Source organism: Enterococcus sp. 4E1_DIV0656 (genome assembly GCF_002140695.1).
GTDB lineage: Bacteria > Bacillota > Bacilli > Lactobacillales > Enterococcaceae > Enterococcus_D > Enterococcus_D entomosocium.
The window spans coordinates 1,647,126-1,668,810 of sequence record NZ_NGLF01000001.1 but is presented as its reverse complement, the minus strand read 5'-3'; the positions used below and the strand labels follow the sequence as shown (position 1 = coordinate 1,668,810).

The following is a 21,685-nucleotide window of genomic DNA, read 5'->3' as shown; positions in this document are numbered from 1 at the left end:
CTTATTCTTCCCTTTGTCGAATCGTAAACTCTTTTTTGCCTTTTTTCACCGTAGTTGTTTCGGTTTTTTTGACGTTTTTTTCTTTTGGTTTACGATTTTTGATCGTTGGTTTGCTTTTCTTCTGCGGAATTGCTTCACGCTTTTCTTCTATATGTGCGTTTTGTTGTGTAGTTTGATTTTGATTCGTTTGAGCTGGCTTTTTCTTACGTCTTCGGGAGGTACTTTTTTCTTTCTTGCCGCCAACCCTCTGGATCACGAAATAAGCACAACCGAAGTTGCAATACTCATACAAATAGTCTTCCAGCATGTCAATACGCTGATCGGGTAATGCTTTGCGGTTATCCTTTTCAAAAAAGCCTTTCAAGCGTAGCTGTTCATAACCCCAATCACCTACGATATAATCATAGCGTGCCAAAACTTCACTGTAACGCTCACCAAGTTTTTCAGGATCGAAGCCTTCACGATAATCCATGACCAATTTGTATTGTCGATTGCCAATCATTAATTCTTCATCATTCAACAAAGTCACCAACTCGCCTTTTTGCGGTTGTTTCGCTGGTTCTTCAATAATTTCTTCTAGTACAGATGTCATTTCATCTGTGATCGTTTGTTTTTCGGTCATTTTTTCACCACCTGCTGTTTATTATACCTTGTTTTATTCCTCAATGATAGTCGCGGTTTTCCTCAAAAAACCACTGGAGGGGTACCAACTACTGAATAGGGTATTTCTGACTCAAGTAATCACCGACCACCGTCCGAATAAAGTCTGGAAAAAGAAACTCAACTGTTCCAGCAATCTCGATCGTCGGGAAAAACGGAATAAACAAGTAGTGATCCACAAGAGTCAACGTGTAGCTTTGAGCAGGATCGACGGGCTCTTGTTTCCACAATACTTGGTGGTTTTTTTCATCAAAGCGAATGCCTTCATAAACCAGTTCGCCAAAAATCTTCCCTCGAAAGCCCATTCCCATAATTGGGAAATTGCGCAAAAAGTTGCGATTTTTTTCCATTTCTAAGACCAGTCGAATGACATCTGCGCCTTGCAGCGTCACCCGAATCAAATGCATCGGATGGGGTAAAATCGTGTGCAGTTGATCTTGATCGACCCGTCCTTGCGGCAAATCATCTAAAAATAGCCCCGTATTTAAGATGGCGGCATCCGTCTGTCCTTTGGCACATAATGCCAAAAGTGCCTCCCGAACCAAGGAATGTTGACTTTGCCAATCCCTCGTAAACGCTGCTGGAATTTCTGCCACCTGATTTGCCCGCAACAAGCGATGACCGATCGATAGATATTCGGCGATCTCTTCCTCATCTTGCGGAAAAGCCACCAGCGAATCAGTCGGAATCACACGTGCACGATGCTTGATCGGGCGGTGGTGTTCATCTAAGACCACTTCGACTTCGCCAATGTTAAAACCAAACTTGCCAGCTGCGCCAATTTGAACCCCATTGATGACTTCGCCCTTTTCAAACAAATGGTGCGTGTGGGAACCTAAAATAACATCTAGTTCTGGAAAGTCCCTCGCAATCTGGCGGTCAGCATTGATACCTAGATGGCTCATCAAGACCAGCAGATCGACCTCGGGGCGCAAATGCTGCACCAGTGAAGGCAAAATCTCCAAGGGTTCGCGAATGTCCCAGCCGTTTGGGGCATATGTCAGCGGAAACGGTGCTGTAAAAGCGATCAGACCGATTTTGGCTCCTTGATTGCTTTCCATGATTTTGTATTCTTGTGCCCATTTGGGTGGACGTAAATCCTGTTTATCAAATAAATTGCCTAAAATGACAGGAAATTCTGCTTGGTCATATAAATGCTGCAAGACCTCTTTGGGATTGCCGACCCCTTCATTGTTCCCAATCGTCACCGCATCATAATGCCCTTGATTCATCAAGTCGACATTCGCCTTGCCGTCAGTTGCTTCTGTCAAAGGATGCCAGCGATCGACAAAGTCGCCTAAGTCGACCGCGATCACTGTCTCTTCGGTCGTATCCGCTTCTCGTTTTCTTTGATCCAAATAACGCCGCATCTTCGGCCAATGTTCTAGGTGGGAATGCAGATCGTTGGTATGGATAATCGTAATTTTTTCCATTGTGCGCCTCTTTTCAAATACGTCGCCTGAAATCACTATCCGTTTCTCTTGGCATCAAGGGTTGCCAGTAGAAAGACGACGGAATTCTCTACAAAATAAGCATAGCATAAAATCTCTGGGAAACCATTGGAATGCTTGGAAAAGAATGGTGACTTTTTGTAAAAAAGAAACAGTTACAGTGACAGTTGTTCAAAAGAAAAAATCACTTTTCTGACTGTAAAAAGGAAAGTGATTTTTTCTGGTTATTTGGGGGAATTGCAACCGATAACACGGCGGCGGCAATTTGTTGAAGCGAAAATAAAGAGTTCTTGAAACGACGATTCTATCGAATATCGAGAGCAGGTATTCCATGTTTCAGTTCGTCAGAACTACTGATTCTTTGAGAGTACAAAAATCGCCAACGGAAAAGTTATCAGAGTAAGGTTCTAAACAGGAATAAAGCCTTTGTATCAAAAATACAACTTACCCCTCTGAGAGCTGCTATCGATTGCCTAGATTTAAAGCAGAATACAATTAGAACAGCCCTTGGTGTCACAAAGACTTTCAGACAATAAAAAAACCTAAGATAGTCTGTCTCAGGTTTGAATGATCATCGATTCAATTAGTACTACTGCTTTCTTCAAAACAAGCAGTTTTTCAATCAGACACATGGAGAATCCTGCTTAGTGCTGCTTCCTTCCGGATCTGACACGCTTCACAAGACCTCCATTGTCCTAGCCTTTCGGCAAAACTTAGTATAACGTATTTCGTTAGAGATTGCCAGCCTTTTTTTGTTTTTTCTTTTCTCGTAATGCTCGGAAAAAATCTGTTAGCAGCTGGCCGCATGCTTCTTCTAAAATGCCGCCTTCCACATAGGACCAATGGTTGAAGCGCTCATCTTCCAATAAATTCATCAATGTACCAGCAGTGCCGCCTTTGGGATCGTAGGCACCAAAATACACTTCTTCCACCCGTGCCAATAACATCGCCCCACTGCACATCGGGCATGGTTCCAAGGTCACAAACAGCTGCGCTTGTTCTAAGCGCCAACTTCCGACAGTGCGACAGGCTTCCTCGATCGCAAACATCTCCGCATGCGCTGCGGCTTGTTGCTGCGTTTCTCGTAGATTGTGCCCACGACCAATGATTTTGCCATCCAAGACGACGACAGCACCGATCGGTACTTCTGCCAAACCTTCTGCTTTTCGGGCTTCTTTGATTGCTTCTTCCATAAAGAACGCTTTTTCCTCGGCAGTCAAGGTACTTGTTTTTTCCACGACTTCACTTTCACTCCTCTACCTCGCACCATTTCGTGCATTTCCTTGTTAGTATAACGAAAAACGCTTAGAAAGACGAGAAAAACTCGCAAAGACCGATGTCCCTGCGAGTTTCAAATGGAATGATTGGCTTAAAAGACGGAATCAACAAAGCTCGTCAACTTGTCTTTGACATGTTCTGTCGAATCTTTGATGTTGTCTCCGTAAACAGAGATTTTGTTGCGGCCCTCATTGACTTTTTTCATCACACCTAACAACGAATCCAATTCATTGTCAGACAAGCCGTCTACGACATCCAACAATTTTTCATTGCCGTTGAATTTGTCATCGACAAATTTCTTTACTTTGTGTCGGTTGCAAGCGAAGCGTACTTTATTGAATACTTTGTCTGATACAACGACGGCAGTAGTGATCCCAGCGATCGCTGCAATGCTTAATCCAATCGTTACTTTTGATGATGTTTTCATATCGATCAGCTCCCTTATTTTGCTACTTCCATCATAGCACGAGGACTGAAATAAAAACACTATTTCGTTTAAATCGCTTTGAATCTTAATCCTTTTGGAAAGAAGTTTTTCACAGTTCCTTGGACTTGTTTTCCAAAACCGACGGGGATCTCATCGACTGTCAAAATCACCCATCCAGCATTTCCTGGCACGCTCATGGTTTCACCTGCCACATACTGCTGCCATTGCGGCAAAGTGATCGGCACTGTCGGTGCCCCTTCTTCTGCATGGATCGCCAATGCCAACGCATAACTAGGTTCGATCCTATTCTTCTTAACGACGCCGACATGCAAACCTGGGCGCATAAACTTGATCCCTTTTAAAGAAGGCATTTCTTCAGGAACGAGCCAGAGGTTTTCTCCTAGCAGCTGAGGTGTCGCATTCAGTGCCTGTAAAAAAGGAAACTCCTTGCGAAAGGCTTGCCACAACTTTTGAGTCGTTGCATCCAATGGGCTCTTGGCTGTCGCTCCTTTGCCTTTTTTCTTCTTTTTCACTGGCGCTGCTTCTGCTTGGGAGGTCAATTTCGCAGCGAAATGACCTTCTCCTTGGTTTAAATGCGGCCATAAGCGGATGGTTTTCTCAATCCCTGGTGCCTCTCCCCACTCGCTGCGCCCATGAGATACATTGGCCAAGTCGATCGCTTCGATTGTGAAGGGATACTCCTCCATTAACCAAGCCATCATCGCTTCGTTTTCTTCAGGGGCAAAGGTACAGGTGGAATAGATCAGCTGGCCCCCCGGTTTTAGCATCGCAACGGCTTGTGCCAAAATGTCTTTTTGCCTGATCGCACACTGATCAGGTGTTTCTGCCTGCCATTCTTCTAAGGCGACGGGATCTTTACGAAACATCCCTTCACCAGAACATGGGGCGTCCACCACGATCTTGTCAAAAAACTGAGGAAAATGGCGGCTCAATTCTTGTGGAGCCTGATTGGTGACGACTACATTCGGAAAGCCCCAACGCTCCACATTTTCTGATAGGATTTTGGCACGCTTCGGGAAAATCTCATTTGCTACAAGCAGCCCTTTTCCTTGTAATTGGCTTGCCAGCTGCGTTGTTTTGCCTCCCGGTGCCGCACATAAATCTAAGACCCGCTCCCCTGGTTGAGCGGCTGCGATCGTTGCCACGATCATCGCACTAGGTTCTTGGCTGTAGACATAGCCAGCTTGATGGAGCAACGAACGGCCTTTGACTTCGCCAATATAAGCCGCTTCTGCATAGGGGGCGGGTACAGCAGCTGGTCCATATTTTGCCAGCATCGCTTGTGCGTGCGGCTTAGCAACATTCAAGCGAAAGCCTTTGACTGGCTGATTATCGGTTAAAGCGGTAAAAAAAGCTGGTGCTTCTTCTCCTAGCAACCGTTGGTATTTTTCAATAAATGGTGTTGGTAATTGCATACTACCCCTCCTCGGCTTTTTTATTCTAGCGACTGAGAAGCAATTATGCAAGAATTCCTTGAGCAAATGGCAAAAAAACTGCAGCTGAGTGAAGTGGGCGACTAAATCGCTTCGACTTCTCTTTGCTGCAGACCTTTTTTTATTTAAAAATCGCTTTTTTGACACTGCTTTCGATGAATGGCTCAGAGACACGATTGTCCCAGAATTTGATCAGTGGGCCCACTAAAAAGGCACTGATGAAGGTTCCGATCCCGATTGGCCCGCCTGTGAAGAGCCCAATCAAGGCAAAGGCAACGTCTTGAATCACCCGCACCACTCGATAGTTGGCTTTCGTCTGATCGACGATGGTTGGGGCGATCGCGTCGTAGGGGGCGCTACCCAAATTCGCTGACATATAAAACGAAGCACCGAAGGTAAAGAAGATGATCCCGATCAACAAGAACAAGCCTTGCTGCCACCAGTTATTTGGACCGACGGATAACCAATCAAAAACGTTGGTATAAAAGTCGATGAAAAATCCTGTCAGCACCATATTGATGACCGTCCCGATGCCGATATGGCGACGGCCAAAGATAAAAATCAATACTAGGACAGCGATATTGATCATCAATTGATAGACCCCAAGGGATAACCCTAGCAGCTCGCCGACACCGATATTGGCTGCTGTGTATGGGTCTAGCCCTACTCCGCCAACCCGCAGCAATGCCGCCCCGAATCCTAAAATGGCGACACCAATCAACGCATAAAGCGAGCGTATTCCTGTTTCTTTTTTCATTAAAATTTCCCCTTTTTTCTCATCTGTTCTTTCAAGTATAACGAGAAAAAAGCAAAATGGGAATTTCAACGCTTCATAGGGCTTTTTGTATGGAAGGGATCTGGCTTAGTCATCTCCTTTGCTTCTATATGAAAAGCCAGCGGCAACCATCATTGCTATTGCGTATCTTAGTTTTCGTTTCTTACAGATACGCGTGCCTCGTCCATTACTCGGGCTTCACTGGAACCATCACTTCAAATATCTGCAATTCTTTTTGTGTGGTAAAGACTTCATCTTGCCATAACAATTCCCAAACATCGCCATCGATTTTCAACTGCTTCTCTTTTAGAAAGGCTTGGATGCGGTGGGTAAAAGCGGCAATTTGTTCTTCTCCCTCACTGACAAATCCAGAAACATACGTACCAGCGGGACGTGTGATGATCAGCTTTTCCGGATAGAGATGTAGCCGATCTTGGGGAATCAAGATCAATGCCCGATAAGGCGATGCGTGAAAAGTCTGATCCTCCAACGTCGTTCCTGCACTTAAAAAGCCGATGGGATAGCCACTGAAGGCATCTTTATAATCCACTAGCGGATAAAAACGGGCGTACACTTGATAAGCAGATTCTGGATCATCGCCAGCGATCTCTTCGGAAACGATAAACGCCTCTGCTTCGTGCTGCGCTATCGTAAAGGTCTCAAAATCGGCTTTCTGTACTTTTTCATAGCGCTGGATGTAGCGATCGAAGGTTCGTTCCAATTCTTGTAGCGCAGCGATTTTGTCACGGACTTGTCCTCGCCGTTCCACAAGTTCCTTTTGCGTGTATTCCGGGTTGCGGTTTTTCAAAAATTGGCGAATGTCTTGCAAGGGCATGTCTAAAGAACGCAACATCAAAATCACGTCTAACTCAAGGCATTGTTCAAAGCCGTAATAGCGATAGCTGTTTTCACCAATCGATTGCGGTTTGAACAAATCGATTTGATCATAATAAATCAATGTGCGCCGACTCACGCCAGCATAAGCGGACATCTCACTGATGGTCAATTGTTTTTTCAAAAAAATTTCACTCCTTGCTTGACTGTAACGTAACGTTACAGTTTATTCTACCATAGAACGACATTTTTGGAGGGAAATCATGAAACAATTACAGTTATTTTATAAAGAAGAACGACGCTTCTTTTTCAGTTTATTTCTTTTGATGCTAGTCCAATCCTTCGGCACACTCTTGTTGCCGTATTTTTTGGCAAAAATCATTGATGAAGGGATCTTAAAAGTCGACACGACGGCCATTTGGCACAATGGCTGGTGGATGTTTGCCATTGCCATCGGCACCGTGATCGTCTCGGTAGGCGGTAGTTATTTATCTGCCCACCTTTCAGGAAAATTCGGGCATTTTTTGCGGATGCGCTTTTTCAAAAAAACACAAGAACTCTCTGTATCCGCTGTTGATGGCTATGGTACACCCACTTTGCTGGCACGTACCACCAGCGACATCAACAACATCCAACAAATTTTGATGATGGCGCTACAAATGATTTTGCCAGCCCCAATGATCGTCGCAGCTTCGATTTTTCTAACCGGCACCGTCTCTTTACGGATGATTTGGGTCCCAATCGTAGCGATCCTATGTTTTTCAATGATCGCTTATGGGGTGATTCGCAAAGCGATCCCATTATCACAAATCACGCAAAAACTAGTCGATAACATGATGCGGATCTTACGAGAAACCTTTACCGGCGCTCGGGTGATTCGGGCATTTGACAAAGCGGCTTACGAAAAAGAACGGACAGATCAAACCTTGACGGAATATGCTAAAACCATGATTAAAGTCAATCGCCTCTTTGCTGTCTTGAATCCGACCGTCAACTTAGTAATGGGACTCTCGATTTCGACCATCCTAGTCTACGGCGGCTATCAAAGTCTTCAGGGCCACCTAGCTATTGGTAGTATTACTGCCATTATCGAATACACGATTTTGAGCCTTTGGTTTTTGACCATGGCAGCGATGGTGATCGTGATGGTGCCTAAAGGCTTGACTTCCTTACAACGAATCGAAGAAGTCTTAGAAGAACCAATTGATTTGATTGACGGTGACCAAACCTTAAAAAAATCCGCCTTGTCAGAAACGATCGCCGCTTTCAATCACGTGCAATTTACGTATGAAGGCGCCGAAGAACCTGTCTTAGAAGATATCAGCTTCGAGATCCACCGAGGCAAAACGACAGCGATCGTTGGCGGAACCGGCTCTGGCAAAAGCACCATCGCCAAAGCGCTGTTGCGTTTCAAAGATGTGACTGCTGGTTCGATCACGCTTTTTGGCCGCAACATCAAAGAGATCTCACAAGCCGAATTACGGGACCAAATTAGTTATGTCCCGCAAAAAGCGCTCTTGCTTAGCGGCACGATTCAAGAAACCCTGCGTTTCGGCAATCGTCCAGCAACCCATGAGGCGATGGCAAAAGCCGCTGAAGTTGCTCAAGCCAAGTCATTTATTGAAGGCTTGCCTGAAGGTTATGAAAGTCCGGTTGCTCAAAAAGGCAGCAATTTCTCTGGCGGTCAAAAGCAACGATTGAGTATTGCCCGAGCGCTGACAAAGCCCGCAGAAATCTACTTCTTTGACGACAGCTTTTCTGCTTTGGATTATCAAACAGACGCCAACTTGCGGCGTGCATTGAAAGAATACACGAAAGATGCCGCCGTCATTATCGTGGCTCAACGGGTATCGACCGTCAAAAATGCCGATCAAATCATTGTCTTGGATAACGGCAAAATGGTCGGTAATGGAACCCACGAAGAATTATTACGCACTTGCCAAACTTATCAAGAGTTTGCCTCATCTCAAGGAATGGGAGGAATGAAGGATGAGTAAACAAACAATGGATACACCAAAAAACATGAAACATACAAGCCGGCGCCTACTTCGATTACTAATGGAACAAAAAGCCCGCTTTCTGCTGATCATCGTCTCTGCCTTGTTCTTTTCCTTACTAATGTCCATCGCCCCTTTGATCTTGGGACGTGGACTGGATAATCTGATCGCCTTGTTTCAACAAGAAGGCTGGCAAATCAATGATTTTTGGCAAAGTATTTTAGGCCCGGTCGTCCTATTAGCGGGAACATGGCTTTTGATCAGTCTCTTTTCCTTGCTACAAGAGTATACGATGGCCAGTGTCAGTGAAACCCTGACCTTGACTTTACGCAAACAAATCAGTGACAAATTCAATCGCCTGCCTATCAGTTTTTACGACAAACATCATACCGGCGATATTTTAAGCCGAGTGATTCTCGATTTAGATAAAGTGTCCGAAGTCTTACAAGTCGGTTTGATGCAGCTGATCACCGCAACCATCAGCATTACCTTCGGCTTGATCGCCATGCTTTATCTCAGCCCATTACTGACGATCGGTGTGGTCCTGATTTTGCTTTTGAGTGCTTTTGTGACCACCGTTCTCGCACGAAAAAACTTGAGCTACTTTACCAAAAACCAAGAAACATTAGGTGCAGTCAGCAGTCGTGCGGAAGAGTTTTATACCGCAAATCCGCTGATCAAATCCTACAACCAGCAAATTGCCGTTGAAGCGGAAATGGCGGAATTGAGCGAAGCTCAATTTAAAGCTTTTCGGAAAGCACAGTTCGTCAGTGCAGCGATCAATCCTTTCGTGCGCTTTATCAATCAAATCGGCTTTATCTTAAGCGCCGTCGTTGGTGGTCTGATGGTGTTGCAAGGGCAATTATCCATTGGTCTTGTACAAGCCTATCTGCAATACATCAACCAAGTGTCTGAACCGATCACGCAAGCTTCTTATATTATGAATACCTTGCAAAGTGCCTTAGCATCTCTCGAACGAATTTTTGAGATCCTTGATTATCCTGAAGAAGAAACAGCGACCCAGCAACTGCCGGTACCGCAAACCATCAAAGGAAAAATCGATTTCCAACACGTCTCCTTCGGCTACAACAAGGAAAAACTCCTGATGGAAAACGTCGAATTTTCCGTCAAACCAAAACAAACGGTTGCGATCGTCGGACCAACAGGCGCTGGAAAAACCACCATGATCAATCTTTTGATGCGCTTTTATCCTTTGAACGGTGGAAAGATTTTGCTGGACGATCAAGACATGATGTCCTTTTCGGCACCGGCAGTACGGAAAAAATTCGGTATGGTGCTGCAGGATACATGGCTGTTCCAAGGAACCATTGCTGAAAATATCGCATATGGCAATCCCGATGCCACTCGGGAAGACATCTTGGCTGCAGCCAAAGCCGCCCAATGCGACCACTTCGTGCGGACCCTGCCCAACGGTTACGATACCGTCATTGGCTCCGAAAGCGAACTGTCTCAAGGACAACAACAATTATTGACGATCGCCCGGGCGATTTTAGCGGACCCAACGATCCTGATCCTTGATGAAGCCACCTCCAGTGTCGACACTCGGACGGAACAAATGATCCAAACGGCAATGGATCGTTTGACCCAAGGAAGGACCAGTTTTATCATCGCCCATCGTCTTTCTACCATCAAAAATGCCGACTTGATTCTAGTGATGAAAGACGGCTCCGTCGTCGAAAAAGGCTCCCATACTCAATTGCTGGCACAAGATTCCCTTTACGCCCAACTATATAACAGCCAGTTTGCAACAGCTTGATGAAAAAGCCGAAAGGTCCAACGATGTCTATGACGAATCGTTGGACTTTTCGGTTATTTGCTTTTCATCCCTGAGTAGCACAAGTGTTCCTGTACAAGAAACACTTGTTACCTACTAAAAACCTTTCCCTTGCCTTGCCAGTATCCATATTCCATAATCAGACGTGAGAGACGATCCACCAAACAGACCATATGGGAGTGTTATGAATGAAAAATTTTCAGATGACGTTTATTACTTCTACTACCACCATTCGTTGGTTGAAACTATTGAATCTCTTGGAACGGCATAAGACCCTTTCGAATCGTGAGTTATCAAAAGCTGTCCAGAGTTCGCGGCGCACGATCATTTATGATATGGAGGGGCTACGGAGCTACTTTGGAAGTACTTTAATGATCGAATCCACGTCGAATGGCTATTCTCTTCACGAATTACTACCGAAGGAATATCTTGAACGAAAACGAGCGCTCCTTCAGAATGAACCATTATTCGTTATTCTTGAGCATCTGTTTAAGGGAGAATATCGGACAGTTTCCGAATGGGCAGACTATTTTTATCTTTCTGAAAGTTCCCTTTTACGCTATTTAACGCTTTTTGAAAAAGCCCTGAGGCCCTTTCAGTTATCTGTTGATCACAAGAATTTCCGTCTGATCGGATCAGAAGCGGATATTCGCAAATTTTTTCATACCTTTTATTATGAGTCAGACGCTACGCCTCATACGGTACGTCCAACGATCGCTGTGCAAAACATCGTCTTAGATTTTTTTCGAAATATACGCGGCAAAACCAATAATACGGCTTCATTTTGGTATATCAGTTATTGGTTGTATATTGTCCTTGAGCGTACTCAAGCAGGAGAAACTGTCATTGTCTCCGATCAATTAAAAAAGATCGTCTTGGCAGATGAGCTCTTCCAAGAAATCCAGCCCCTCAATCAACGACTCCAAACGGCTTTTTCCTTGTCTTTACCGTCAGAGGAGCTGGTCTACCTTTTCGCTCTACTAGCAAGTAACCGTGGGATAAACAACTATCTCAGGGAAATATCATTTGTTAACCGCTTTGACCATTGGCCTGAGCTAAAAGAACTGACTGCCAATTTTTGCCAGTTTCAGCAAATATCCGATCATGATCAGTCCCGAGAGTTTATTTTTCTCCATTCTTTCTTTATAACAGAAAAAATAAAACAGCTGATTTCCCCTACCTATAATCTAAGTATGGAAGAAATTTCCAGTTACGCACAAACGCAATACCCTAAAGAGTATGAGGAAAATACACGGTTTCTTCTTAGAGAGCCTCTCTTTGAAGCAACTGCTCTGCCAGCAATCAGTGCCCGCTTCACTTTATACTTTGAAGGATTAAAAGAAAAATACTGGGGCAATCCACGCCGAATCGCTTTTCTTTTAGAGGGGGATGCGCATATTTGTCTTCACATCAATGCTTTTGCCGTAAAATATTTTGGTCGATATCATATTTTGCAATTTCCTGATTCCAGTGAGTTTTCTTTGGATTATGTGGAACGAAACAAGATTGATCTAGTCGTGACGAATTACGCAGAGTATTTGGAAGAGTATATTTTAGATGTTGAATGCCTCCTGATAAAATCGATCCCAGATGCAGATGATTGGAACAATTTCTTGAAAATCATCAACCCAAAAATCATCCATAATTTTGCGTTGCGAAACATCGAAAAAAGCACCTTTTATAAGTGAAAAGACGTGTGCGGCACTTGAACGCCGCACACGTCTTTTCCATTCGTTTCTTATTGCCGACTAGTATTCTTTCTTCACTCTGGCACACTACTTAACGACCATTCAATCGTTGCACGGTACCATCCCAACTTGGGATTTGCACCAGCAGGCACTTCCAAGGCGACACTGGTGGCTGCCGTCTCTTGATCACCAAAACGATAGACCCATGTTCCCGTACTCTGACTGTCGCCAGTTAGTAGAGGCTGCGCTTCACCTGGCGTCAAAGTTACACTATCATTCACCGTGGAAAGCTCTGGCATACTGGCATTGGAATTTGCTGAGGTCGTCATAAGCCGTTGATTGGCTAAGCTGATTTGAGCACCGATCAAGGGCTCATTGTCTTCATTTTGGAAGCCCTGCGAATCAAGAGTCGCCGATAAACGCCAACTCGTCTCTTCTGCATCGTTACGCTGATCCGTGATTTGCACATAATTCGGACGTTCCTTAGTTTCGGTTGCCCCTTCGGCAAGATTCATATGCTGAGGCAGTGCGTGATACGTTCCTTTGGCACTGCGGATCGGCACCTGACCAAATCGGAACTGGGAAACAAAATCAAGACTGAGCAACCCTTGGTTCTCAGGAATGACCGACGGATTTTCTGGATTCACTTCTACATCCGGTTCTAATGGATCAACCGGTGGCAGTGGTCCAGTCTGGGCGATTCGCAGGGTAGTTGCAGCGGGAAACACAGCGTCCCGAAAAACAACTTCTGAGGCTGGATTCTGATTGCCGTGTTCGTCATTCGTTGTCGGCGGATTGATCACTCCAGCTTCTTTTGCCGAACCAGCAGAATCTCTCAGAAAGACTTGGATCTCATCCCCCGCTTTTAACTGCCGATCACTTACATCAATCGTAAATGTTCCATCTTCATCGATAACCACCGCCTCTGTATCAAACCAGGCACCATTATGTGCAGCACTTAGCTCAACCTCTTTGTCTTCCGTGTGGCCATGGATCTCAGTTGTTTCTTCAAGAAGTACGTAGGAAGCAAAAGCTGCGGGCGTTGGCGGCAAAATAGGGAAAACCTGCACAGACTCGGTCCGTATTTGATGTTGGGCACCTTCTGTCAGTTCGCCGCTGGTTAATTCGACAGCGACGACTCGGACGATGGTTCCTGCTTCCAAAGGAGTCTCAAGAGGAATCTCAAAAATCCCTCCTTGCGGCTCTTCTCCATAGATACTGATCCCCGGTGTTTCTTCTGTATGTCCGACGGTTTTCGCAGTGACTTCTTCCTTCTCACCATCTGCTGTTTCAATTTCAACGGTCACTTTCGCTTCATCATCCCAAGCAGGGCGAGTGCCATCAAAACCAACAGGCAAGCTGACTCGCCCATGAATTTTTTTGTCCGCATTCGTCGGCACCCGTAACTCATCGACGATCGCCCAACGCGCATTGTTTGAACTTACGCGAGAGTACGCTGTCAGTCCCTGATTGCCAAAGGTCTCCGTATTCAATATCTCTGGTTTATTCGTCAAACCTAACGTGCCAAAATCAGCTCCTGAAAAAGCAAAATCGAGGGTTGGGAAATTTAGATCGGGATCTCCTAAGAGATTTGACCCGTTTTTCCAAACAGCTAAGTCACTATTCGTCGCTGTTAAAGTTGAAAGATTAGAAACACTAAAGATGTTTCCTCCATCAAGCCGCTCATTACGAAAATCAAAAAAGACTGGATCGTTCAAGAAGACAGATAGTTTACCTGAACGAAACACGCCACCATTCGGGGAACTTGTCCGCCCTTCCACTTGGAAATATCCTTGTTCAACGTAGATCGTTGAATTGAAGTAGGTATGCATGTCAATCCCCGGACCACTATCTGCTACACACATAAATTTACTATCGACACCTACGATTGAAAAATTATTCTCTGTCCCGTTATCATGGATGCCTCTCGCATAAAAAATTCCTTGATTTCCTCCAGCGACATTCCCATCATGCGCGTTGCCGTTTCCCGGATTATAAAGGTCAACGATGCCGCCTTCTGTGATCTCAAAAGAATTTCCTCCACTAGGAATTCGGATCAAGGGTGCGCTCCCCCCTATTTTACGAACTTTTACTATTCCACCATCCGTTACATGAAAGGTCACCAAACCAAAGTATAAAAATCGAATCACTGCATGGTCCCCGTCAGCCTCATGGCTGCTAGCTATTAATTGTCCATTGCTTTTAACTTTAAAAGTAAAGTTCAGACTAGTGATATTGATCGCACTAGCAGTGATGCTTTCGACCTCTAAGACTGCTGATTCACTCAAAGTAAGAGCCCCAGCTTCTGCCGCATTCGACGGTGTCGATAAAACAAAGGATGCTGCTCCTTCTGCCGCTGCAATCTCACTGAAAATCCGTACATGTGTCTCTTCGCCACTAATGGTGACGTCGGCATTTTTTCCGTTGACCCGTAAAGCATTCGCATTTTCGGCGGTCAAGCGTACTTTTGAGCCGTTCTGGATCGTCAACTTAGGATTCTCACCAGTCAGAAATACGCCGCGCCTTCTTTGTGTCGTTTCAATCTGCAATAAGGCAGCATCCCCCACAACCATTGTTGGATCCGCCCCCTTCATAAATAGTGCAATATTTTGTTCCTCCGACATTGCTGTGGCTGCTCCCTGACTTTCTACAATGAGCGTACCACCATCAAAAAGATAAAAATTGCTGTTGTCTCCTACTAGTTCGATCGCATTGGCATCTGCCGCCGTCTCATTGTTCACCCGTACTTGTGTTTCATCTCCTGCGATCGTAGCAGAAGGAAAGAAACCATTTAAGAGGATGGCGCTCGCATTCATTGTGTTTATCGTTACGTTTGCACCAGATTGGATCGTCAATTCTGGCTGCTCTCCAGTCAGAACAAGCCCGCGTTTTCTTTCTGTAACCTCGATTGAAAAAACTGAATTCTCTGCTGCGATAAAGCGAGGATTTCTCCCAGACAGAATAACGGCATTATTATTACCATTGGTCGGAGCAGCAGTCGTTCCTGGACTGCGAATAGTTAAACGAGCACCATGATTGAGTTCCATTTGACCATTATCGCCACGTAAATCGATTGTATTCGCATCCCCTAGTCGCGTAGTAATGCTCACTTGCGCACCCTCATCGATCAACAACCTAGGATCTTGAATATCTGGTGCTGTATAAAAAATCCACATATTCGGCTTATTAATAATCACTTGCGCTTGATTTCCGACCTCCACTTCTTTCAGATTGAACAAGGTATCGGAAGCCATCGTCATTGCCTCGAAGCGATTGATCCCACCAGTAAAGTGAACCTTCGCTTCTCGTGCTAAAATAAAAGGTGACCGATTCTCCGAGGCTTCTTCTACTTCCTCTAGTTCAACGACCCAGTTTTTACTCAACGCATTGGTGGTCTGGATCAAAGCGGTAGTGCCTATTTTTTGGTATGTGAGATTTTCGATACGAAAAATCGTTTCTTCGTTAACGGTTAATAATTGAAAATAAGCACTATTGTTATTGAGGGTCAATGCATGACCATTTCCTTGAATCATTATCGGACGATCGATGGTCATTATGCTGGAAGTAGATTGGACAAGGTCCGCTTGTAAGGAAAGAATGGATACGGCTGGATCTTGTAAAGCACTAATAAACTCCGCCATGGTCGTTACGTAAGCTGTGCCACCATCAAAGGCGCTTGGTACGATCTCACTAGCCGCCTGTACCGCTGACTCCTCCTGCGGACGCTCAATGTCTGCTACTTTTTCAGCAGGATCACTATCCGTTTCTTGCGATTCTAAGGACTCATTTTCCAAGTCTTTCGGTGTTTCCTCAGTGTCTGTCTCTGCAGCAGCTATTTCAACGATCGCTTCGCTCCCTGCACTGGCTATAACAAAACTTCCAGGAAGTTCGGCAACGATCAAAACAGAAAATGTCTGCCGTGCTTGACTTGCTTTGATCTGCCAGCATTGATCGCTTTGTTTTGCTGCTGTTTGTCCGGGTGCCAATACATCAGTCATCAGCTTGACTTCTGCTGGTAATTCTAGGAAGATTTCTGCCACCGCTTGGTCGCTGACCAAATCGATCGTAAGTGGTTGACCTACCGTACCAGCAAATTTAGGCTCTTTGAACTGCACCGTCCCTTCAGGCTCAGATGTTCCTGTGGCAAACTCCTCCATACCTCCCTCATCCGCTAGCGGTTGTGCGAGGTATGGCGGCTCGGTTTCAGCAAAAACAACGATGAGCGGGACACTCATCAAGCGTAATCCCATAAAAACAAGCAGCAAGCGAATCCAATATTTCAAGTTTTGCTTTTTCATTCCATGCTCTCCTTTACTTCTTACGTATCCATGGTCGGCTTTTTGTTCTTCCATAACAGCCAAATGATTATTCCAATAAGGAAGATCACTAGTCCTAATGCGCTGATCAACCTCCAGTTTTGCCCCTCTTCAATGGTGACATCCTCACGATTCAACTGTCGTGCTGTGGCTGCTTCCACAGTAAACGGATATTCCCATGTCCACTCCTCACCTTCAGCTCGAGCTGTTAAGCTCATTACATATTCTCCGCTGTAAAAACGATCCCCCTGTAATGAAACGGGAAAATGAAAATGTGAATTTGGCGCCATTTGCATCCCTTCACGCTGCGCCTCATATAAGACTTCTTCCTGATCCGCTCGTCGAACAGTTGCCTCTACCTCTAGTCGATTGACAAAACGCGGCAACGGATTTTGTAGCGTTGCCCGAAACGCATTGCGATAATTGACTTGACCGGCAAACACATCCAATAACGCAAGCTCTGGTTCAATAATAGACGCTTCATTGCGGACAACAACGCCTAGGATATAAGCAAACCGATTTTGGATCGCAACACCTTCTTCCTCTGATCCAGTCGCTTCTGCGATGACCTCTCGAATACGTAAACCGCCGACTAGACTACCAGTAAAGGCTTCTTCAGGCATATGTATGGGTAACTCGATCGTCTTTTTTTCCTTAGCTGACAAAATAATCTCTCCAGGTGATTCGATTAGATCAGCTATCGAATAAGGCAAAGTCGGATCAGGTTCTGCGGCATCTTTGCCATATTCCACGACGCCATTTCCGTTAGTGAACGCCGTATGTGCGGAAACTTCGATCGTGATTTCCTTTTCCGCGCGATTTTGAATCGTCACCCCCAGAACATCATCGGTCCCTGGTGCTAGTTCTAGATCAAAATAGCCACTATTCCCATCTGGCAATTGGCTTTTCGGCAAATTGGGGACCACATGAAATGGCAATTCTGATTGTGTTTCTGCCCAACCTGTCATCGGCAATCCAACGAGTACCATCACCAGTAAAACAAACCCAGCTACTAGCCTATTCTTGATTGATCTCTTGCTTTGTGTCTTCATAATGAATCATTCCTTTCAAAATAGGCAGGAACAACTCGTCTCCTGCCTATTCCCTATATCCCTTACTCACTTCCTGATTCGTTTTTCCCTAATCGCAACACGCGTATCATTCGCTATCGCGCTTACTGGTAAAATGATTCGTTAAAATCATGTGCCTTTATTCATGCTTCTGAGCCAAGCTAAAAGACTGGCTTCTTTGCTGTGTTCTTCCAAAAAACTTATCCCTTAATTCCCAGGAGTGGCACTTAAATGCCAAGTCAGAGTAGCCGTATAAGCGGTTGCTTGCGGATTCGCTCCTGTCGGTATATGGAGCCAAATCGCTTCATTGAGAATATCCTCTTCCCCAGCTGCATGCTGTTGATTTAGCAGGGTTTGATTGCCCCATTGAACCGTTGAAAGTCCCGCCCCTTGGCCAGGAGCCGCAGACATCAAGGTGTTGCCTTCCGTTCCAACATCGATGGTTTGATGGTTAAATTGATCGCTAGGTGCTGTTGGGAAAGTAGCCGAATCTAATGCATTCGAACGAATCTGTGGATTTTGAAATTCGATATAAGCCCCACGTAATACATGATTCGAAGTGGCATCTGTACTTGTAAATTGATCCAAATCGACATTTAACGTCCAGCCGTTGTGTCCACCACGGGTATCCAATACTTGAGCAAAAGAGACATATGGCGCGGTTCCTGACCCATCAGACAGTCGTTCCAGCTCCGCAAGCATTGCGGATTTTCCAGGGCCTGTGCTGATCACTTGGGTTCCAAAATCGAAGCGCTTTGGCACATGCACCAAAGTGAACGGACCGGTTACCTCTGGATCGATCGGATCAATTTCTACCTCTGGCTCTTTTTCAGGTAACTCAACATCGATCTCTTCCTCCTCCCCAGGGATGAAATCTACTTCATTTTCGGTATTTCCTTCCAGGATGGGGGTTGCTGCTGCGGTCACTCCCCCAGATAACACAGCGATACTCATGACACCGATTGTTGCTAAATAAATACGTTTCATAAAAAATTACTCCTTTTACTATTATTATTCGCAGAAAGAATCTACGATGATTACTATTGATTGATGCATAAACCTTTTTTCGCTAGAACTGGTTGCCAGTTGGCTTACTAATCCTCTCACTTCTTCAAAAACCACAACAGTCGTTTCCTAAAACAAGCGTGCGACCGTATTGCCTAAAGGCTATTTTTCTCACGATCTGATCGTCGTGTGCTTAATTTCAAGTAAGCGACCACACTCAAGAGGACGAGCAGCAGACCTATCCAGCGAATAAGCAGTCGTTGGTGACTGTTCGTTTGCGGAAAACGATCATTTTTTGCGTGACCAGATGAATCATCTTCAGGTACTGGCCATTTTCCTGTCGGCGGTTTTGGCTCTGGCTTTGCAGATTCCTGACCACCAACAAAACGGATGACCCCTTCTGTTCTAGCGGTGGACACTTCTTTGGCTTCTACGAAATCAGCGACTAGCAGACAACTTAAAACCAACATCGCTACAATGAAATACCTCAATTTATGAAGCGGCATGTATTCCCCCTCATTTTCCTTTCGCCCCTTTTTCTCTTTCAAAAAACATACTTCAGACACAGACGAAGTCCTCCAATCCTTCATTTAAGATGGAGACAACCATTTTAATCGCTTCTTTATACCCAATGTATTTAGGCAAAAAAAATACCTGCGGTTGCTTTTCTATGGAGTAATCAAATGGAATGATATTGGTGATCAAAATATCACAGTCAAGCTGGTTGATCTGTTCCGATGTTAATTGTTCTTCATAGAGCACAGCCATTCGACCACTAAAATGATGTTCAAAAATACTGCAGACCCATTCATCGATCACATAATTATTGGCAAGCAACACCACGATTTTTTGTGAAACCCGGATCAATTGATTGCCAAAAAGATAGAGAACGAAGGAACAACAAAAGTCCCTCAAAAATTGATTTTTGAAACATTGCGGAATCTCATTCACTTCCATAAACCTAATCAAAGGCTCATATAGATCAAAAGGCAAAGAAAACACAAATTGATTCGTACTATCCGGATTTTTTAAGTAGATAGGTGCTAAGCCAACTTTTGCATATTGCCGGACTAAAAAATCTTCCACGACCTGTTGAATTCCACAAGGCTCGTCAAGGTAAGTATTGTGCTGTTCAAAAAAAGCAACAAAGAGTTCAACGAATCGCTTACTCGTTTTTGAAAAGGTATTGAGAGGAATCCTCGTTTTCCCTCGAAGCGCCCACTGCGCATAAAGCATTAAGTAAATAAAGCACGCTTCCTGAACGAGCCGTTTTTTCGCAATGGGTTGGAGACTGCTGCTTTCTTGAAGTATTTCACTGATCGTCAAAAAAAGCGGATCTTGCTGGATCAATGCTAGGATCTCAGGATCAAATATCAAGGTTCCAAAAGTGGCACGCTGAACAGACAAACGAATAATATTGATGACCTTTTTTCTTGAAACGATCCCCACGTTTTGCTCAATTCTTCTTAAAAGCGTTTCTTGAAGCTGATGTTCAATGACCGGCAACTCAAAATAGTGCGTTTCGCAATAAAAATCCCAGAAGAACTTTCGCTGATTGATCTCTTCTCCCATCAGCCCAATCGGTGCTTTGGTTACCACCAAACCGTATTCATCAAGAATCAGCTGTAATTTTTTTATGAGTCGATTTGCCGTTGATTCTGAAATATGCATGGCTCGAATCCAAGCTAAAAAAGGAAACGTTTGTCCCGCATAAAAAGCTTGTACTAATAAAATAAGTGGTTCTCGCTCATAGAAGGAGCGTCGTTTTTTATAGTATTCACCATGATCATTGATTACCAACTTCATCCCGTGATGGGTCCCTTCAAGAGAGATCGCATCACCAAAAAATGTGCGTAGTGCTTTTAAGTCCGTTAAGATCGTCCGCCGAGAAATACTCGCTTTTTCTGAGAGCTGTTTGACACTCAAAATCTGTTCGTTTTCCATGTACGCCAATAGTATAAGGCTTCTTCGATTCACTGAGTTCGTTACCAATTGGAATGTAAGACTGTTCACGGGCGTAATCTCCTTTAGCAAATTTCCTATAAATTTTTCATCAAATCGTAGGTCCCTCCTTTAGTGCTGCCTTCGAGTCATTGCAATGTTTCTTGTTTGATTCTAACAAAATTACCACCTATTTTTTATCCAGCATTTGCACACGAGGGTGCAAAAATATTGACTTTCCGCAAAGAATCATTTGTTCTGCGGGCTCTCAACGGTAAATATTAGGTGTTATTTTAAATAGTTCAGATACGTTTTTGTTTATTGTTTCTCTTTTATAAATTGCTAGCTGTACTCACCAATAAGCCGCAGCTTTTTTAGTAACAGCGCCGATTTCAACTGCCTAAAGCACAAAAAAACAGCTAGACACTTGTCTAGCTGACTTTATAGAATTATAAGTTAGAGCTAACTCCTATTTCTTTTTCAGTACGCTTGTAAACACACCGCCTACCATGATTGCGCCTAGAATCACCAGCCATGCAGCTCGTTGCTCATTCGTTTGAGGAAGAGCCTTTGCTTTTTCTTGACTGGAAGATTTCGTGGTTTCGCTACTAGCACTTGTTTCAGTAGACTGGCTCTCATGGGGATTTACTAGCGTGGCACCGTCATGGTTTGTGGTCGTTGTACTTGGTTCTGCCATACTTGGCTCGGTCGTACTTGGTTCTGTGGTACTTGGTTCCGTGATACTTGGCTCTGTGGTACTCGGCTCCGTTGTACTTGGTTCGGTAATGCTTGGTTCTGTGGTACTTGGCTCCGTTGTACTTGGTTCTGTGGTGCTCGGTTCGGTTGTGCTTGGTTCCGTGGTACCCGGCTCCGTCGTACTTGGTTCGGTTGTACTTGGTTCGGTTGTGCTTGGTTCGGTTGTGCTTGGTTCTGTGGTACTTGGCTCCGTTGTACTTGGTTCGGTTGTGCTTGGTTCCGTGGTACTTGGCTCCGT

The 21,685-nt window shown here is 44.7% G+C and carries 16 protein-coding genes and 1 other RNA gene; 3 read left to right on the top strand and 14 right to left on the bottom strand.

Features of this window, described 5'->3' with window-relative positions; translation table 11 throughout:
- Position 1: 1 nt before the first annotated feature.
- The 8 genes from A5882_RS07885 to A5882_RS07850 all read right to left on the bottom strand — a co-directional run bounded on the left by A5882_RS07885 (position 2) and on the right by A5882_RS07850 (position 7,036).
- Positions 2–622 (bottom strand): YutD family protein, encoded by a 621-nt coding sequence (locus A5882_RS07885; RefSeq protein ID WP_005231988.1) that lies wholly within the window; start codon positions 620–622, stop codon positions 2–4.
- A gap of 88 nt (positions 623–710) precedes the next feature.
- Positions 711–2,093 carry a bifunctional UDP-sugar hydrolase/5'-nucleotidase gene (locus A5882_RS07880; protein ID WP_086372637.1) on the bottom strand — a complete coding sequence of 461 codons (1,383 nt, stop codon included), beginning with the start codon at positions 2,091–2,093 and terminating at the stop codon, positions 711–713.
- A 634-nt stretch (positions 2,094–2,727) separates the two neighbouring features.
- Positions 2,728–2,812, bottom strand: an RNA gene (gene ffs, locus A5882_RS07875) — signal recognition particle sRNA small type.
- 30 nt (positions 2,813–2,842) lie between these two features.
- Positions 2,843–3,349 carry a tRNA adenosine(34) deaminase TadA gene (gene tadA, locus A5882_RS07870; RefSeq protein WP_015509027.1) on the bottom strand — a complete coding sequence of 169 codons (507 nt, stop codon included), beginning with the start codon at positions 3,347–3,349 and terminating at the stop codon, positions 2,843–2,845.
- Positions 3,350–3,480: 131 nt separating this feature from the next.
- Positions 3,481–3,816 carry a hypothetical protein gene (locus A5882_RS07865; protein ID WP_005227636.1) on the bottom strand — a complete coding sequence of 112 codons (336 nt, stop codon included), beginning with the start codon at positions 3,814–3,816 and terminating at the stop codon, positions 3,481–3,483.
- A 68-nt stretch (positions 3,817–3,884) separates the two neighbouring features.
- Entirely contained in the window at positions 3,885–5,252 is a 1,368-nt protein-coding gene (locus A5882_RS07860) for an RsmB/NOP family class I SAM-dependent RNA methyltransferase (protein WP_034871865.1), read from the bottom strand.
- Positions 5,253–5,391: 139 nt separating this feature from the next.
- Positions 5,392–6,027 (bottom strand): YitT family protein, encoded by a 636-nt coding sequence (locus A5882_RS07855; RefSeq protein WP_008378064.1) that lies wholly within the window; start codon positions 6,025–6,027, stop codon positions 5,392–5,394.
- Positions 6,028–6,232: 205 nt separating this feature from the next.
- A complete protein-coding gene (locus tag A5882_RS07850) occupies positions 6,233–7,036 on the bottom strand; it encodes a MerR family transcriptional regulator (RefSeq protein WP_016611256.1) in 804 nt (267 codons plus the stop codon).
- Positions 7,037–7,142: 106 nt separating this feature from the next.
- Between A5882_RS07850 and A5882_RS07845 the strand changes: the two genes are divergently transcribed.
- From A5882_RS07845 to A5882_RS07835, 3 genes are all read left to right on the top strand, one after another.
- Positions 7,143–8,876, top strand: a complete 1,734-nt coding sequence (locus A5882_RS07845) for an ABC transporter ATP-binding protein (RefSeq protein ID WP_061053783.1) — start codon at positions 7,143–7,145, stop codon at positions 8,874–8,876.
- On the top strand, positions 8,869–10,653 hold the full coding sequence (locus A5882_RS07840) for an ABC transporter ATP-binding protein (RefSeq protein WP_005231996.1): 1,785 nt from the start codon (positions 8,869–8,871) through the stop codon (positions 10,651–10,653). Before A5882_RS07845 ends, A5882_RS07840 begins: the two co-directional genes overlap by 8 nt.
- A gap of 206 nt (positions 10,654–10,859) precedes the next feature.
- A complete protein-coding gene (locus A5882_RS07835; protein WP_008378048.1) occupies positions 10,860–12,359 on the top strand; it encodes a helix-turn-helix domain-containing protein in 1,500 nt (499 codons plus the stop codon).
- 74 nt (positions 12,360–12,433) lie between these two features.
- Here A5882_RS07835 and A5882_RS07830 read toward each other — a convergent pair whose 3' ends face one another.
- The 6 genes from A5882_RS07830 to A5882_RS20080 form a co-directional block, all read right to left on the bottom strand.
- A complete protein-coding gene (locus A5882_RS07830; protein ID WP_254908468.1) occupies positions 12,434–16,657 on the bottom strand; it encodes a WxL domain-containing protein in 4,224 nt (1,407 codons plus the stop codon).
- Between the two features lie 20 nt (positions 16,658–16,677).
- The gene (locus A5882_RS07825; RefSeq protein WP_086372635.1) at positions 16,678–17,727 is read right to left on the bottom strand and encodes a DUF916 and DUF3324 domain-containing protein; all 1,050 of its coding nucleotides are present in this window, start codon (positions 17,725–17,727) and stop codon (positions 16,678–16,680) included.
- 225 nt (positions 17,728–17,952) lie between these two features.
- Positions 17,953–18,732 (bottom strand): WxL domain-containing protein, encoded by a 780-nt coding sequence (locus A5882_RS07820; protein ID WP_008378042.1) that lies wholly within the window; start codon positions 18,730–18,732, stop codon positions 17,953–17,955.
- A 173-nt stretch (positions 18,733–18,905) separates the two neighbouring features.
- Positions 18,906–19,316 carry a hypothetical protein gene (locus A5882_RS07815; protein WP_061053780.1) on the bottom strand — a complete coding sequence of 137 codons (411 nt, stop codon included), beginning with the start codon at positions 19,314–19,316 and terminating at the stop codon, positions 18,906–18,908.
- Positions 19,309–20,763, bottom strand: coding sequence for a helix-turn-helix domain containing protein (locus A5882_RS07810; RefSeq protein ID WP_086372634.1), 1,455 nt, complete (start codon positions 20,761–20,763; stop codon positions 19,309–19,311). The genes A5882_RS07815 and A5882_RS07810 overlap by 8 nt, the downstream gene beginning before the upstream one ends.
- Before the next feature lie 397 nt (positions 20,764–21,160).
- A partial coding sequence (locus tag A5882_RS20080; protein WP_254908467.1) for an LPXTG cell wall anchor domain-containing protein occupies positions 21,161–21,685 on the bottom strand: 525 nt, incomplete at its 5' end.

Coding starts and splice junctions, on each gene's coding strand:
- A5882_RS07820 (WP_008378042.1), bottom strand. CDS start 18,732: ATGAAACGTATTTATTTAGCAACAATCGGTGTCATGAGTATCGCTGTG.
- A5882_RS07860 (WP_034871865.1), bottom strand. CDS start 5,252: ATGCAATTACCAACACCATTTATTGAAAAATACCAACGGTTGCTAGGA.
- A5882_RS07825 (WP_086372635.1), bottom strand. CDS start 17,727: ATGAAGACACAAAGCAAGAGATCAATCAAGAATAGGCTAGTAGCTGGG.
- A5882_RS07865 (WP_005227636.1), bottom strand. CDS start 3,816: ATGAAAACATCATCAAAAGTAACGATTGGATTAAGCATTGCAGCGATC.
- A5882_RS07850 (WP_016611256.1), bottom strand. CDS start 7,036: ATGTCCGCTTATGCTGGCGTGAGTCGGCGCACATTGATTTATTATGAT.
- A5882_RS07830 (WP_254908468.1), bottom strand. CDS start 16,657: ATGAAAAAGCAAAACTTGAAATATTGGATTCGCTTGCTGCTTGTTTTT.
- A5882_RS07835 (WP_008378048.1), top strand. CDS start 10,860: ATGAAAAATTTTCAGATGACGTTTATTACTTCTACTACCACCATTCGT.
- A5882_RS07845 (WP_061053783.1), top strand. CDS start 7,143: ATGAAACAATTACAGTTATTTTATAAAGAAGAACGACGCTTCTTTTTC.
- A5882_RS07885 (WP_005231988.1), bottom strand. CDS start 622: ATGACCGAAAAACAAACGATCACAGATGAAATGACATCTGTACTAGAA.
- A5882_RS07840 (WP_005231996.1), top strand. CDS start 8,869: ATGAGTAAACAAACAATGGATACACCAAAAAACATGAAACATACAAGC.
- A5882_RS07855 (WP_008378064.1), bottom strand. CDS start 6,027: ATGAAAAAAGAAACAGGAATACGCTCGCTTTATGCGTTGATTGGTGTC.
- A5882_RS07880 (WP_086372637.1), bottom strand. CDS start 2,093: ATGGAAAAAATTACGATTATCCATACCAACGATCTGCATTCCCACCTA.